At 68.2% G+C, this 16671-nt stretch carries 4 protein-coding genes and 1 pseudogene; 2 read left to right on the top strand and 3 right to left on the bottom strand.

Annotation, left to right across the window (positions count from 1 at the left end):
* Nucleotides 1-40: 40 nt before the first annotated feature.
* Entirely contained in the window at nt 41-586 is a 546-nt protein-coding gene (locus KIH07_RS00025; protein ID WP_319004767.1) for a phage tail protein, read from the bottom strand.
* 494 nt (nt 587-1080) lie between these two features.
* Between KIH07_RS00025 and KIH07_RS00020 the strand changes: the two genes are divergently transcribed.
* Nucleotides 1081-7842, top strand: a complete 6762-nt coding sequence (locus KIH07_RS00020) for a beta strand repeat-containing protein (RefSeq protein ID WP_226490015.1) — start codon at nt 1081-1083, stop codon at nt 7840-7842.
* Between the two features lie 41 nt (nt 7843-7883).
* Nucleotides 7884-11564 carry a hypothetical protein gene (locus tag KIH07_RS00015; RefSeq protein WP_226490014.1) on the top strand — a complete coding sequence of 1227 codons (3681 nt, stop codon included), beginning with the start codon at nt 7884-7886 and terminating at the stop codon, nt 11562-11564.
* 79 nt (nt 11565-11643) lie between these two features.
* Here the strand turns inward: KIH07_RS00015 and KIH07_RS00010 are convergent, their stop codons facing one another.
* Nucleotides 11644-16323 carry an Ig-like domain-containing protein gene (locus tag KIH07_RS00010; protein WP_226490013.1) on the bottom strand — a complete coding sequence of 1560 codons (4680 nt, stop codon included), beginning with the start codon at nt 16321-16323 and terminating at the stop codon, nt 11644-11646.
* A gap of 176 nt (nt 16324-16499) precedes the next feature.
* A pseudogene (locus KIH07_RS00005) lies at nt 16500-16671 on the bottom strand (aldolase); the annotation flags it as partial.

The raw sequence follows: 16671 nt of genomic DNA, 5'->3' as shown, positions 1-16671 counted from the left end.
GTGCTCCGAATGATCAGTCTGGTGCCCTGGGGTCGGGCCGTTAGTCGCGCGAGGGGAAGATGCCGCTGAGCGCGATGCAGAAATTGATCGCGGTGTAGGGCTGCAGGTTCGGGTGCGGCTGGTTGCCGCCGGCCGTGGCCACCGACTGGGTGTTCATCGCCACCAGCGCACCGTTCGAGGGGGCGTACAGGTTGGCCGCCGTCGCGGAGTTGGTGCTGGTGGCCAGCAGACCGTTCACGGGGGTGCGGTTGTCGCCCGCTGCGGTCGACGCCGCCATGGTGTGGGTGTGCGCCGGCAGGTTGCTCGACAGCAGCGTGACGTTCTCGACGCCGCCCGTCTGGCCCATCTGCACCGCCGGAGGCTGCCAGCTCGGGTCCACCGAGCTGGCATAACCCACGGGTGAGCGTCCGCGCAGGTCGGGCAGGGCGAAGTTGGTGGTGCCGTTGCCCCCGAACTGCGTTCCCAGCAGGGAGAACAGCGCCTGGTTCTGGCTGATCGGCAGCAACTGGCCGTTGCATTGCGCCCAGAATTTCGGCGCGAAATTGAAGCCGGTCATCATGACCTGGCCAATGAAGAAGTCACTCACTTCGATCCTCCCTGGGTGGTTGGCGGCGGTGCGGATGTGGCACCGCCTTGTTACATTCTGTGTGCTTTGAGTGGTCGAGGCAAGGCCGCGCACCAGGCCCATGTTTGCGTGGGCCAAGGGGATTGCCCGGAGCCACTGGGGCTGGAATTCCAGGTGTTCAGGGCGCCCCTGCCGTGGGCGGCGCCCCGTGAATGGCCTCTTGCCGGCTGTTCGGCCGGGTCGTCTTTTCGTCAAAATGTTCACGAAAACCGGCCAAAGAAAAAAGCAAAACAGGCAGGTCCGTGGCCAATCTGCAACTTTTATGTAGCCCGTTGTAAATATACTGACCAGCCTTATTGGCCGTTTTTGCGCGCTGATCAAGTTAACAGCTCAGGTCGAAACGACCGCGAGGGAGGGCAAAAATGCCAGCAGGGTTTTCGGATCTGGGTGTGTCTTCGTGGGTGTGTCGCTTGCGCACGCGGTCGCTGTCACTGACGCGATGGATCTGGCTTTCCATGGCGTTGTGCCTGCCGAGTCTGGCGATGGCCCAGGGGGTGTCGCCCTACTGCCCTACGCAAAACCTCTCGGTGAGCAATGGCGGGTCGGTGACCTCGATCGATCTGATCAATTGTGATGGTCCGTTCAATTTCGGGATGGGTGGGCCTTTCGCGCCCGACCTGCCGGTGAATGGCACCGCGATTCTTGGCCCGCAATCCGGGCCTGGCAATCAAACGGTCACCTACACCCACAATGGCAGCGCGACCACCACCGATACCTTCAAGCTGGAAGATGAAAACGGTGACTTGCTCACCTTCAACGTCACCATCAGCCCGCCAGCCTCGGCCATCGTGGTGTCCCCGGCGTCGCTGCCGACCCTGACCGCCGGCACGCCGTTCTCGCAGACCCTCACCTCCAGTGGCGGCACCGCGCCTTACACCTACACCTTGCAATCCGGCACCTTGCCGGTCGGCCTCAGCCTGTCTGGTGCCGGGGTGCTCAGCGGCACGCCGACCGAGCGCGGCAGCTACAGCTTCACCGTCCGCTCCACCGACAGCGTCGCCGATTTCGTGGACAAGGGCTACACCGGCACGGTGGAGAACCCGACGCTGTCCATCACGCCGACCAGCGCCACCGCCATCCAGAGCGTGGCGTTCTCCCAGACCCTGACCGCCATCGGTGGCGTCGCACCCCATTCCTACCTGCTCGAAACCGGCAGCTTCCCGGCGGGCATCTCCATCTCCAGTGCTGGCGTGATCAGCGGCACCACGGCCGCCGCGACCGGCGCCTACCCGGTCACGCTGCGCGTCACCGACGCCAGCACCGGCCCGGGCAGCTATTTCGAGCTTGAATCCTTCACGCTCAACGTCAGCCCGCCGCCGTCGGTGTCGATCGCGGTTTCCCCGGCCAGCGTGTCCGAAGACGGCGCGACCAACCTCGTCTACACCGTCACCCGCAGTCTGAACCTGGCCTCGGCGACGGTGGTCAACATCACCACCAGTGGCACCGCCACCTCGGGCGTGGACTACACCGGCGGTGTCGCCACCGTCAGCATCCCCGGCGGCGCGACCACGGCCACCATCACCATCAACCCCACGGTCGACGGCACGGTCGAGGCCGATGAATCCGTCACCCTGACCGTCGCCGCCGGCACCGGCTACACCGTGGGTGCGCCGGCCAGCGCCACCGGCACCCTCCTCAACGACGACGTGCCGACCGCGTCGATCGCGGTCTCGCCGGCCAGCGTGGCCGAAGACGGGGCGACCAACCTCGTCTACACCGTCACCCTGGACCAGGCGTCGCTCTCCTCGCTGTCGGTCAACTACACCGTGGGCGGCACCGCCACCTCCGGCACCGATTACGCGGCCGTGACCTCGCCGCTGGTCATCCCGGCGGGCAACACCACCGGCACCATCACGGTCAACCCGACCGCCGACGCCACCATCGAAACCGACGAGACGGTGAGCATCACCCTGGCGGCCGGCACGGGCTACACGGTCGGCGTGCCGACCAGCGCCACCGGCACGATTCTCAACGACGACCTGCCGACACTGACCATCAACGACGTGACGCTGGCCGAAGGCAACGCGGGCACCACCAACGCCACCTTCACCGTCAGCCTCAGCGAGCCGGCCGGCCCGGGCGGCGTGACCTTCGACATCGCCACCGCCAATGGCACCGCCACAGCGGGCGTGGATTACGTCGCCAACAGCCTGACCGGCCAGACCATCCCCGCCGGTAGCAGCACCTACACCTTCACCGTGCTGATCAACGGCGACACGCTCAACGAACCCAGCGAGACCTTCTTCGTCAACGTGACCAACGTGGTCAACGCCGTCGTCGCGGACGCCCAGGGCCTGGGCACCATCGTCAACGACGATCCCCTGCCGAGCCTGTCCATCAACGATGTCACCGTGGTCGAGGGCAACAGCGGCACCACCAATGCCGTCTTCACCGTCACCCTGAGTGCGGCCAGTGGCCAGACCGTCAGCGTCAACTACGCCACCGCCGACGGCACCGCCACACAGCCGGCCGACTACACCAGCGCCAGCGGCACGCTGACCTTCACCCCGGGCCAGACCACGCAGACCATCACGGTGCCGGTGGCGGGCGAAACCGTGCCCGAGGCCAACGAAACCTTCTTCGTCAACCTCAGTGGCGCGACCAACGCCACCATCGCCGACAACCAGGGCGTCGGCACCATCACCAACGACGACGTGCCGGTGACCGTCAGCCCGAGCACACTGCCCAACGGCGCGGTCACCGTGGCCTACAGCCAGACCCTCACCGCCAGCGGCGGCGTGTCGCCGTACAGCTTCGCGGTGACGGCCGGCGCCTTGCCCGCGGGTCTGAGCCTGTCCTCGGGGGGCGTGCTCAGCGGCACGCCGACGGCCGGCGGCACTTTCAACTTCACCGCCACCGCCACCGACAGCAGCCCCTTCCCGGGCCCGTTCGCGGGCAGTCGCGCCTACACGCTCGTGGTGACCCCGCCCACCATCGTCCTGCCGGCGACCAGTCTGGCCGGTGGCACGGTCGGCACGGCCTACGCAGACGGCATCACGGTGGCCTCGGGCGGCACGGCACCCTACAGCTACGCGGTCACCGCCGGGGCGCTGCCGGGCGGCCTGAGCCTCAACGCCGCGAGCGGCGCCATCACCGGCACCCCCAGCGCACCGGGCACCTTCAACTTCAGCATCACCGCGAGCGACAGCAGCACCGGCACCGGCCCCTACACCGCGACCCAGGCGTATGCGATCACCGTGATCGACATTCCGCCGGTGGCCAACGCGGTGTCGCTCACCGTGGCCTACAACGCGGCCGCCACGCCGGTCACGCTGAACGTCACCGGCGGTGCGCCGACCTCGGTGGCCGTGGGCACCGCTCCGAGCCATGGCACGGCCATCGCCGGCGGCACCAGCATCACCTACCAGCCGACCACCGGCTACGCCGGCCCGGACAGCTTCACCTACACCGCGACCAACAGCGGCGGCACCTCGGCGCCGGCCACGGTCACCGTCACGGTGAACGACCCGGTCATCACCATCACCGCCAGCGGCGGTTTCGCGGCCACGGTCGGCGCGCCGTACACCCAGACCTTCACCTGGAACGGCGGCGCCCAGCCCTGGAGCGGCTTCCAGGTGACCAACCTGCCGGCGGGCCTGTCGATCACCGGCAGCACGGCCAACAGCGTCACCGTCTCCGGCACCCCGACCCAGGCCGGCAGCTTCACGCTCAACGTCTCGGCCACCGACAGCAGCACCGGCAACGGCCCCTACACGGTCGGCCAGGCCTTCGTGCTGAGCGTGGCGGCGCCCGGTCTGGCGCTGACCCCAGCTGCCACAACCTTCAACACGCCCTATGCCGCGGCCTACAGCCAGAGCTTCACGGCCAGTGGCGGCACCGGTCCGTACAGCTACGCGTTGACGGGCTCCCTGCCGACCGGCGTGAGCTTCTCGGGCAACACCGTCTCGGGCACGCCCACCGTGCCGGGCAGCTTCAACTTCACCATCACGGCCACCGACACCGGCTCCACCGGCACCGGCGCGCCGTTCTCGATCGCGCAGAACTACACGCTGATCGTCGCCGCAGCGGCCATCGTGGTGAGTCCGGCGACCCTGCCGGATGCCACCGCCGGCACGGCCTACAGCCAGACCCTCAGCGCCAGCGGTGGCGTGGCCGCCTACAGCTTCTCCCTGAGCGCCGGCAGCCTGCCCACCGGCCTGACCCTGAGCACGGGGGGCGCGCTGAGCGGCACGCCGACCGAGGCCGGCAGTTTTTCGATCACCGTGACCGCGACGGACGCCAACGGCCAGACCGGCAGCCGCGCCTACACCCTGGTGGTGAACCCGCCCACACTGACCATGACGCCGCCCCCGGGCACGCTCAGCGCCCCCTACGGCGTGCCCTTCAGCCAGACCTTCGTCGTCAGCGGCAGCCCGGGCCCGTACAACCGGGTGATGATCGGCTCGCTGCCGACGGGCCTGACCATCAGCGGCTACACGATCTCGGGCACGCCGACGCAGTTGGGCAGCTTCAACATCAGCATCATGATGGTCGACTCTGGCCTGACCGGCACCGGCGCGCCGTTCTCGATCACGCAGAACTACACCATCGAGGTGGCCGCGCCGACCGTCGTGGTCAACCCGGCGACGCTGCCGAATCCCACCCCAGGTGTGGCCTACAGCCAGACCCTCACGGCCAGCGGGGGCATTGCGCCCTACAGCTTCGCCCTCTCCAGCGGCAGCCTGCCCGCGGGCCTCACCCTGGGCAGCGGCGGCGGGCTCACCGGCACGCCGACCGAGGTCGGCAGCTTCAACTTCACGATCACCACGACCGACAACTTCAGCCAGGTCGGCAGCCGTGCCTACACCCTGGTCGTCGGCGCACCGACGCTGGCGGTGTCCCCAGCCGCCGGCACGCTGACGGCCCCTTATGGCAGCGCCTACACGCAGAGCTTCACCACCAGCGGCAGCCCGGGCCCGCATACCTACGTGCTGACCGGCGCTCTGCCAACGGGCCTGAACTTCAGCGGCAGCACGCTGTCGGGCACGCCGACCGCACCGGGGAGCTATCCGGTCACGATCACGTCGACCGACAGTGTGCTGACCGGCGTGGGGTCGCCCTTCGCGGTCGCGCAGAACTACGTGGTGGAAGTGGCCGTGCCGACCATCGTGATGGCGCCGGCCACGCTGCCTGAGCCGGTGGCCGGTGAGGCCTACAGCCAGCTCATCACCGCCACCGGCGGCGTGGCGCCGTACAGCTTCGCGCTGACCGGGGGCGCGCTGCCCGCGGGCCTGAGCCTGAGCGCCGCCGGCCTGCTGTCGGGCACCGCCACGCAGGTGGGTGCCTTCAACTTCACCGTGGCCGCCACCGACGCCAACAGCCAGGTGTCGAGTCGCAGCTTTGCCATGGCGGTCACGGCGAACCCGAGCCAGACCCTGGTGAAAGAGCTGGTGAGCAACGCGGACCAGGACGGCAACGGCCAGGTGTCGATGAACGACACCCTGACCTACCGCATCACCGTGGGCAACTCGGGCTTCGTGGCGCTCACCGACGTGGTGATCAGCGATCCGTTGATCAACCCCGGCAATGTGGTCTGTGCCAGCGTGCTGCCGGGCCAGAACTGTGTGCTCCAGGGCACCTACACGGTCACCGCGGCGGACGTGCGGGCGCGCCGGGTGGTGAACGTGGCCACGGTCACGGACAACATGTGCGCCTCGGGCAGCCAGGAAGCCCAGTGCCGCGTCACGCTGACGACGGAGGTGGTCCCCGCCGTGATACGGGCCAAGGACGATGACTTCGGCGAGGTCATGTGCCCGAAATCGGATGTGGTGGTGGGCAACGCCTACAAGAACGACACCCTGAACGGCCGCCCCATCCGTGCCGCCGACGTGCTGGGCACGGTGACCTCCGCGGCCAAGCCCGCCAAGCCGGGCAAGCCTGTGCCTGTGCTCAACACGGCCACGGGTGAGGTGAAGGTGCCGGGCGGTACGCCAGGGGGCACCTACGTCATCGGATACAGGATCTGCCAGCGCAGCGTGTCGAACAACTGCGACAGCGCCCGGATCGTGGTGACGGTCAAGCAGTGCCAAGTGCAGGTCCGGGTCATCAAGACGGCGCAGACGAAGCAGGTCCGCGTGGGCGACTTCGTGTCCTACACCCTGCAGGTGGACAACCTCACCGAGAACGACGGCGAGGTGGACGGCCTGCGGATCGTGGACACGCCGCCACAGGGCTTCAGCCTGGTGCCGGGCAGCGTGCGCTTCCAGGACGAGGACACGCACGGCTCGGTCGACGGGACCGGCCCGATCACCCTGGGCCAGATCGACCTGGCGGGCAACGGCCGGGCGTACATCAGCTACCTGATGCGGGTGGGCGCCAACGCGCGCCGGGGCGAGGCCGTCAACACGGCCGATCCATTCCTCGTGGGCGGGAAGGCCGGCAGAACGGCCGATCCCGAGGGCGGGAAGGTCGGCAACACGGCCAAGGCCGTGGTGGTGGTGATCGCTGACGCCGATGCCGATGAGACCTCCATCATCGGCAAGGTGTTCATCGACCAGGACGGCGATGGCTGGCAGGACAGCGCCGACGCGCAGGATGTGCGCATCCAGGGCGGCATCGATCCGGCGGTGTACGTGGCCGGCTCCACCACGGTGGACCGCGGGCAGGGCGCGCAGCCCGAACCGGAAGCGAACGCGCCGCTGTTGCACGGCATCCGCATCGGCACGGTCCGTGGGCGCGAGGGCGACGACGAGACGGTGCCACTGCGCCGGGTGGTGATCAGCCAGTGGATGACGGAACCGGTGTTCAGCGGTGACAGCGTGATCACCAGTGGAGACGGAACCCGAATCGTCGTGAGGCCCAGCGGTGAAGTGCGCTACGAACACTCGGGCGATGTGGCCGCCGGCCTGAACCTCCAGGACCTGCGCGTGCAGCGCACGGTCACGCCGCTGGAGGGCAAACACCGTGTCGACTACGTCATCACCAACCACGGGGTCTCCGAAGTGGGTATTCCCGGTGTGCGTCTGGCCAGCCCCGAAGGCCTGGTGGTGCAGACGGACAGCTACGGGCGATTCCACCTGGAAGACATCGATGTTGGGGAACGTGCCCACGGGCGCAACTTCGTGCTCAAGGTCGATCCGGTCAGCCTGCCGCCGGGCGCCCGGGTAACCACGGCGAATCCCCTGGTGCGCCGCCTCACGGGGGGCCTGATGGTGCGCTTTGACTTTGGCGTCGGGTTCGGCACGCAGACGCCTGCCGTTGCCCCCGCGGCCAAGTGATGGCGCCGAAACCCGCAGCCCCCAGTACGGATGACCGCAAGATGAACACCCAATCCAATCACATCGAACGTCTGTTGTGCGCACGCAGCCAAAGCCAGGGTACGGGCTGGCTCCATGGCCTCGCCCTGGTTCCGCTGGGCGCGCTCTTCGCGTTGACGCCGCTGGCCGCGAGCGCCCAGGCGGTGGAGCGTGCGCCCCTGGCGCAGGCGGCAGGGGCGCACGGGGCGGGGCAACCGCAGGACGTGGCCGCAACCACCACGGCCAAGCCGGTGGTCAGGCCCGGGCAGGTCCTGTCCCTGCCCGGCGGAGGCCGGGTGTGGGCGACCGAAGACCCGGCCAACCTCAGTCCGCAGATGAACGTCTCGGGCCAGAGCATCGCGGGTCTTCGAGACGACCGACTGGTCGAAGGGCTGAGCTTCAACGTTAGCAACAACTACGCCAGTTTCATCGAACGCATGGAGCTGCTCATCTACAGCGGGCGCGACACCGATCTGGTCAAGCCGCTGGTGCGGCTGCCCGTGCCGGTGAGCGGGGAAGGGGTGATCCAGTGGGACGGCCAGTTGCCCGCGGGCCACCGGCTGCGGCCGGGCGACACCCTGGTCTATCTGGTGCGGGCCTATGGCCGGGGTGGACAGGCCGACGAAACCCAGGCGCGCACGGTGCGCCTGTACACCGAGGAAGAGTGGCGTGTCGCCCGGGAGCAGCTGATCAGCCAGAGCAATGAGCTGGCCGATGGCTTCACGCTGGACCAGCGCCTGGCGCGCGAGGCGCAACTGGTCAACGGCCTGGTGAAGCAGAACATCCCGCTGTCGGGGTCGATCGTGCGCATCTTTGGCCAGGACATGCCCGACCAGTCCAGCATCAAGATCAACGGCAAGAGCGCCGCCATCGACGTCAACCAGCGCTTCGTCTCCGAGTTCCTGCTCCCGATCGGCGCGCATGCGCTGACGATCGACGTCAACGGCCTGCCGGGCCAGCCGGTCTTCACGCGCCATCTCGACGTGAACATCAGTGGCGAGTACTTCTTCATGGTCGGCATGGCCGACTTCTACCTCTCCAAATCCCAGGTCACGGGCAACATCGTGCCCGCGGCCGCGGAAGATGGCTTCGACCAGGAGCTGCTCAAGGAAGGGCGCCTGGCCTTCTACCTGAAGGGCAAGATCCAGGGCAAGTACCTCTTCACGGCGCAGGCCGACACCGAAGACCAGGAACTCAACAACCTGTTCCACGACTTCTTCAAGGCCACGCCGCAGGACATCTTCCGCCGCCTCGACCCCGATCAGTATTACCCGGTGTATGGCGATGACTCCACCAGCTACCGCGACGCCGACAGCGAGGGCAAGCTCTACCTGCGCCTGGACTGGGACAAGAACCAGGCGGTGTGGGGCAACTTCAACACCGGCATCAGCGGTGGCGAGTTCAACCAGTACAACCGCACCCTCTATGGCGGTGCGCTCAGGTGGCGCAGCAACGAGACCACGCCGTACGACGACCCCAGGTCGCAGCTCAGCGTTTTCGCCTCCGAGTCCCAGACCGCCAAGGGCTACAGCGAGCTGCTGGGCACCGGGGGCAGCCTGTACTACCTCAAGCACACCGACATCCTGCGCGGCTCCGAACAGCTGCGCATCGAGGTGCGCGACCGGGTCACCGGTCAGGTCGTTCAGCGCGGTCGCCTGGCGTACGGCACCGACTACGAAATCGACTACATCCAGGGCCGCATCATCCTGAGTCGCCCGCTGGGGCGCAGCGAATTGGACAGCGGCTTCGGCATCGTGCGCCTGAGCGCCGACGGCGATTACGAAAACCACCTGCTGGTGGACTACGAGTACGTGCCCGAGGGCTCGGAAAACCTGGTCGCGGGCGGGCGGGGCCAGGTCTGGGCCGGCGACCACGTGGCCGTGGGCGGCACCTACGTGTCGGAAGAGCGCGCCGGTGACGACTACCAGCTCCATGGGGTGGACCTCACCTTGCGCGCCGGGCGCGGCACCTACCTCAAGGCCGAGGTGGCGCAGAGCGAATCGACCCAGGCCAGCGTGCACTATTCCGACAACGGGGGCCTGACCTACACCGACCGGACCGCCGAGCTGGAAACCGGGCCGCGCTCCGGCCAGGCCGTGGGGGTCGAGGCCAGGGTCAACCTCAACGAACTGGGCTGGACGCGGGAAAACGTGAGCGCCGGTGCCTGGTACAAGGACCGCGAGGCCGGCTACTCCACGGCGCGGGCCGAAACGGGTGGGCTGCGCAGCCGTGAGTCCGGGGTCGAGACGATGGCCGAGGTGGGCACCGATCTGGACGTCGGGGCACGCCTGAGCCGCCGCGAAGTCGAGGGGCAGAACCGGATCGACCAGGTCCAGCTGGTGAGCAACTGGTACCTGGACGACAAACAGAGCCTGGGCCTGGAGCTGCGCCAGGTTCGCAGCTCCGAGGCCAGCGGCGAGTTTGCCGACCCCGACGCGCAGGCCGGCGCCGGCGTGGGCACCGCGACCTATGCGGGGCTGCGCTACAAGCGCAAGCTCAGCGGCCGCACCGAGGCGTATGGCTTTGTGCAGAGCACGCTGCAAAGCGACGAAGGGCTGAAGAACGACCGCTACGGCGTGGGGGCGACCCGGCGCTTTGGCGAGCGCTCGTCCGCCACCGGCGAGGTCTCCACCGGCACGCTGGGGCTGGCCGGAAAGCTCGAAGGCAGCTACTACCTCACGCCCGACTACAACCTGTACTCGCGCTACACCTACGCCCACCAGCCCGGCGACATCTTCGGCAGCGAGTTCCTGGAGGACGGGGCCGGTCGCACCTTCTCGGTGGGGCAGCGCTGGAACGCGGGCGGCGGCCTGAGTCTGTTCCAGGAGGCGCAGCTGAGCCACCGGGCCAATGAAGACGGGCGGGGCCAGAACCTGGGTCTGGACTACAACGTCGCGCGGCACTGGCAACTGGGCTTCCGCTACGCGCAAAGCCGGATCGAGCACGCCGCGGGGGGCGAGACCACGCGCCGCTCTGGCACCGTGCTGGCCAGCTACAACGACAACCGCACCAGCTTCACGCCGCGCTTCGAGGTCCGGCGCGACCGGGGGGCGCAGTCGCGCGACCAGTACCTGCTCAGCGTGGGCCTGAAGCACAAGTTCAGCGAAGACTGGCGCACGGCGGTCCGCCTCAGGACCTCGCTCACCCAGGACAAGCTCTCCAGCGTGGACGAAGCGCGCTTCACCGAAGCCAATTTCGGCCTGGCCTACCGCCCCGCGGGCAACAACCGCTGGGCCTGGCTGGGCAAGTACACCTATGTGTACGACCTGGGCGCGCTGACGCAGGTCTCGCCCACCTCGGGCGTGGCCAACAACGAGGTGGACCAGCGCGCGCACATCCTCGCCAACGAGCTGCTCTACCGCATCAACCCGCTGTGGGAGGTGGGCGGCAAGTACGCCTACCGCCGCGGCGAGTTGCGCGAAGGCCGCAACACCGGCGCCTGGTACCAGAACACCCGGCACTTCGCCGCCGGCCAGGTGCGCATGCACATGCTCCAGTCCTGGGACGCCCTGGTCGAACACCGCTGGCTGAAGACGGTGCAGGACAAGAACACGCAGTCGGGCTGGCTGGTGGGCGTGGACAAGCAGATCACCCCCTATTTCCGTCTGGGGGTGGGCTACAACTTCACCAGCTTCAGCGACGACCTGCGCCACACCGACTACCGCTTCAAGGGCTGGTACCTCAACGCCGTGGGCGTCTATTGAGGGGGCGGGTGGCCCCCATGGCACAGGGCCCGCCGTCGCTAACCGCGACGGCGGGCCCTCTGGTTTCAGCGCCTCTTCTTCAGCGCACCTGGGTCCAGTTCTGGTTGTTGCCGCTGTGACAGGTCCAGGTGATCAGCGGGATGTCCTGCGCCGTCGAGTTGTTCGGCACGTCCAGGCAGGCGCCCGACGCCCGGTTGCGGATGGTCGAGCCGACCAGACTCCACTGCGCCGTGTTGCCGGTGTTGCAGGCCAGCTGCACCACCCCGGCGCCGCTGGTCACGGCGCTGTCCTGCGCCAGGCACAGGTTGCTGTGCTGGGCGACCAGTTGCACGTAGCCATCGGCGACGTTGCGCACCGCGAAGGTCTCGTTGCTGGCGGTGCCGCAAGGCCACTGGATGGCGACCGTGCCGCTGGCCTGCGAGACCCCCCGGATGTTGACGCACAGCGAGCTGTGGTTGGAGCGCAGGCGCGTGCTGACCTCCGAGGCGGTGTCCTGCGAGCGCACGTACGCGGCGATGGCCTGCTGGTCGGCCGCGGGCAGGCCCGAGGCATTGCCATGGCCGCCCGCGATCACGTCCAGCACGCTGGCCTTCTGGCCGTTGTGCATGTAGGACTTCGCGGCCCAGCTGCCGATCAGCGTGGGCGTGTCGAAGCCCACGCCGGCCAGCGGCTGGTTCATGCCCAGGCCGGAGGACGGCTGGATCGTGCCCACGTCGTGCCGCAGACCGTCGCGCAGGGTGCCTCCGGTATGGCAACTCGCGCAGTTGGCGCTGGCGAACAGGGTCTGCCCGCGCGCCGCCTCCACCGTGAGGGTGCCATCGGCGGCGCGCGCCGGGCTGCGGATGTACTTGGTCAGCGAGCTCAGGTAGGCGGCCATGTCGTCGAGCTGCGCGCTGCGTCCGGCCTTGGGCGCGCCCAGTGGGTCGGCCGTGGCGGCGAAGTCCGCGTCGCTCAGGAAGCCGGTGCCGCCGAAGGCGTTGCGCATGTCGTTCTCGAAGTCCTGCACCTCGTCGAAGTTGGCGCTCCAGTGCAGCTTGCCGTGGCCCAGGCCGGCCCGGCCCTGCAGGCTGATGGTGCGGCGCAGGCCCTCGCCGCGCTGGGTGAAGTCCCACACCATGCCGTCGTCCCCGCCGTCGGCGTGGCAGCTGGCGCAGGACATGTAGTTGTCCTTGCTCATGCGCCGGTCGGCCGCGTTGTAGAACACCAGCTTGCCGCGCAGCGCCGCGGCCGCCATCGGCTCCTGCGCCACCGTGGAGATGTGCTGCAGGAAGACGGCGGCCGCGCTGCGGGAGGCCAGCACGTCGGCCACGTCGTGCGCCGTGACCGAGCGCGCCAGGAAGTTGTTGACGAACAGGCGCTTGCGCGAGGCGTCCAGGTACAGGCCGTGCGGCGCGCTGCTGGCGTTGATCTCGCCGCGCACGGCGTGGCTGTAGGCGTCGACGATGGCGATGTTGTTGCCTTCCATCTGCGCCACGAACAGGTAGTCGCCGGCCGGTGAGAACAGGGCGGCGCGTGCCGGGGCCCGGTCATCGAAGTCGATCTGCTCGTCCAGCAGGTGCGTGCCCTGCGCCAGCTCGACCTGCGACAGGATGGAGCGCACCGTCTGGTCATGCTCCAGGTCGCTGCCATCGCGGAAGCGCCCGCGCACGATGTTGTCCTTCTTGCCCGGCAGCACCGCGCGGCCACCATCGGGGGAGATCACCACCTGGCTCAGGTAGTTGGCCACGCCGCGCGCGCTGTTCTCTGTGTCCACCGTGGTGGTGTCCACCGGCAGAGCGATGGTGGACACCAGGGCCATGCTGTTGAGGCTCACCTTGTGCAGCTGCCCACCCGTCATCTTGGACTTGAAGCGCGTGATGTAGGCCGTCTGCGAGTCGGCCGCCACCGCGATGCCGCGCAGGTCGCCCTCCAGGGCCAGTGTGCCCGTGGTGGTGCCGCTGGCGGGATCGAAGGTGATCAGCGTGGACTTGCTCTCCAGCGTCAGCAGGCCCTTGGCACCGTTGGGCGTGAAGGCCACGCCGTAGGGGCCGCTGCCGTAGGCCAGCGCCACCGTGGCGGAGATGCTGCCATCGGCCGGGTTCAGGGCCACGAGCTTGTCCTCACCCTGCACCGTGACCCAGATGCGGCCGTCGGGGCCGCGCGCGAGGGTCTTGGGCTCGTCGCCCACACGCACCTCCCAGCGCTTGGTCAGCGCCTGGGCGTCGATGGCGGCTACGGTGCCGCTGTCGGGGTTCACCGCGTAGACGGTGTTGGCATCGCCCACGATGTTGCTCGAATGCGTGGGCGGCGTGGCGGTCACCGGGAAGGTCACGGTCACGTTGTAGGTGTAGTAGGTTTCCCGGCCCGAGGCATCGCGCACCGTGAGGGTCACGGTGTAGTGGCCGGGGCGGTTGTAGCTGTAGGTGGTGCCCAGCTGGGTCGAAAACGCCGTCTGTGTGCCGTTGCCGAAGTTCCAGCGGTAGGTGGCGCCGCTGCTGCCGCCCAGCTGGGCCGGGTTGAACGTCAGTTGCCCGTTGACCATCTGCGGGCCGTCGCTCAGACCCACGTCTCCGATGAGGGGCTGTTCCCGGAGCTGCGTGACCTCCGCGTCGCTCAGCACGCGGCCGTAGACCCGCACGTCGGCCAGGCTGCCACGGAAGAAGTCCGCGTTGCCCTGCATCTGCCCGAGCAGGGTGAACCGGTTGAACAGGCCCTTGGTGCCCGTGAGGCCGGTGGAGCTGGTCTTGACGCCGTCGACGGTCAGCGTCTGCGCGCCCGTGGCGGCGTCGCGCGTCATCACCACATGGTGCCAGTTGCCGTCGTTCACCGGGGCGGTGGAGCGGGTGCCGGGGTTGTTGGTCGCCGCGTTGCCCACCGACAGGTTGAGGCGGCCGGTGTTGTCGATCCAGCCCCAGAACACATCGTCCGCACCGCCCACCTGGTCGCGCCCGAAGAGGCCGGGGGCCGTCCAGGCGTTGGCCGAGCCGGCCTGTGTGGTCTTCATGTAGAAGGCGAGCGAGGCGGTGCCGCCCAGCGTGCTGGCCACGCTGTCGTTCTTGAGCGTCACGCCGCCGCTGCGCTGCGCGAAGTTCAGGCTGATGCTGTCGAACTGGTCGGCCGCCGAGGCCGTGCCGTTGTTGGCACCGATCTCATCGGACAGCCCGCTCGCCAGGGGCCAGTGGTTCATCAGGCCGATGTCGCTGGCGGTGCCGGTGGTGAAGACGGCGCGGTACTCGGTGGCAATGCCGTTGCCCGCATAGTCCTTCACGCCGCCGGCCGTCAGCAGGATCTCGTAGCTGGTGCCGGCCTCCAGGGGCTGAGCGGGGTGGAAGTTGATGATGCCCAGTTGCACGCTGTAGGTGCCGGCCAGCGTGTTGCCGTTCACCGGTCGCACGACGAAGGTGCTGGCGTTGACGCTCTCGGGCAGGATGCTGTCCGAGAGGCCTATACCGATGCGCGAGCTCAGGGCCTGCTGTTTGGCGCCGTTGGCCGGCGAGGTCTGCTTGACCGCTGGTGGCGTGGTGTCGCGCGCCGTCTGGTGCACGATGAAGCCACTGCCCGAGCCGTGGTCGTTGCCGATGAACACCAGGTTGCCGAAGGGTGCGACCTGGCCGTGGTCGGAGTGCGAGAGTTCGGGGTCGTCGGCCGCGAACAGGCTGCCCTGGCCCACTTCGACATGGTTGAGCGGGTTGCTCACGTCCACCTTGTGCACCTTGGTCTGCGCGCCCTGGAACACGTACTGGTCCTGCGTGCCGCAGTACAGCTGCTCGTCGATGACCAGCCGGTTGTCCTCGGCGACGAACTGGGTGCGGTCGCTCAGGTTGTAGCTGTACATCTTGGCGCCGCCGCCGCGGGCCGAGGCGTGCAGGCTCTTGCCGTCGTAGCAGGTGGCGTAATAGAAGGTGTTGGAACCCACGGTGTCCAGCACCTTGGGGTTGAGCGGGTCGGAGATGTCCAGGCTGGCGAATCCGTCGCTGTTGTCCATCGAGGTCAGCACCATCTGGTTGCCCATGGTGAAGATGGGCCCGACGCGAAAGCCCCCGAGCTCACCGGTGGGCACCGGGTTGGGCCTGCCGGCGCCGCGGTTGGCGATCACGGCGTTGGCCGGGTCGCTCGCGTCCACGATGTAGACGCCGTCGTTGGCCGAGGCCACGTACAGGTAGGGCGCCTGCCACCACAGCTGCCACGCCACGTTGGCGTAGTCGCCGCCGTTGACGGTGGGCAGCGCCAGTTTCTTGACCTGCTGGATGTCGTTGATGTCGGTGAAGTCCCAGAACTCGACGCCCTTGATGCTGGGCACCACCACGTACTGGCGGCCACCGATCTTCGCGGCGCCGAAGGCGTGCGCCTCTCGGAACTCCTGGGTGCGGCCCTCGGGCTCGTAGATCTTCTTGACGAGCCGGATGGCGCGCGGGTCGGACACGTCGTACAGCAGGAAGCCGCCCGGGCCCAGGCCGCTGTCGGGGGCGAAGGAGGTCAGGAAGTAGCCGTTGATCATGATGCCCACGTTCAGCCCGTAGGCCTTGCGCCCGGGGTAGGTGGCCGGCACGTCGCCCGATTCACGGGTGATCATGGAGACCGGCTTGAACAGCTCGGTCGAGGAATAGGTGAGGTTGCCCAGACCCGGTCCCTGCAGCGGGAGCGGGTCCTCCGCGGCCTGCGTGACCGCATCCGCCATGGTTGATAGGGTGGTCATGGGGCTGATCCCCGTGATCGCCGCGTGCGTCAGCAGCGTGACGAACGGCAGCAAGAGCGCCATCAGGTAATACCGAACTTTCATCGTCGCCTCCAGGTTGTGGGTGGTTCACTCGGAACCTTCTTCCTCGATCTGTCCGACAGGCCGCCGTCACGGGCGCGCAGGCACGCCCAGCCGGTGGCTCGCGCCACCGACCGCAGTGCTCTTTCTCTCTTTCTCCCTCGCTCCTTCTTTTTTCGCCGTACCCCGTGTGAACGGGATCAGGTTCCCGCGTAGATGTCCCAGGCCTCGGATGCGCTCGCGCCGCGGTGGATCATGGCCATCAGCGCATTCACCACCGCCGAGGGGTTGGCGTGCTGGTACACGTTGCGGCCATAGACCATGCCCGAGGCGCCCTGGTCCATCAGCACACGCGAGCGGGCGAACACCTGC

It is taken from the genome of Hydrogenophaga taeniospiralis (genome assembly GCF_020510445.1).
Classification (GTDB): domain Bacteria; phylum Pseudomonadota; class Gammaproteobacteria; order Burkholderiales; family Burkholderiaceae_C; genus Hydrogenophaga.
Note: the sequence above shows the minus strand (reverse complement) of the source record. Positions and strands in the feature narration are given on the sequence as shown.

Bases quoted from the DNA above. Each gene is read 5' to 3' on its own strand.
- KIH07_RS00020 (WP_226490015.1), top strand. From the start codon at position 1,081: ATGGCGTTGTGCCTGCCGAGTCTGGCGATGGCCCAGGGGGTGTCGCCC.
- KIH07_RS00015 (WP_226490014.1), top strand. From the start codon at position 7,884: ATGAACACCCAATCCAATCACATCGAACGTCTGTTGTGCGCACGCAGC.
- KIH07_RS00010 (WP_226490013.1), bottom strand. From the start codon at position 16,323: ATGAAAGTTCGGTATTACCTGATGGCGCTCTTGCTGCCGTTCGTCACG.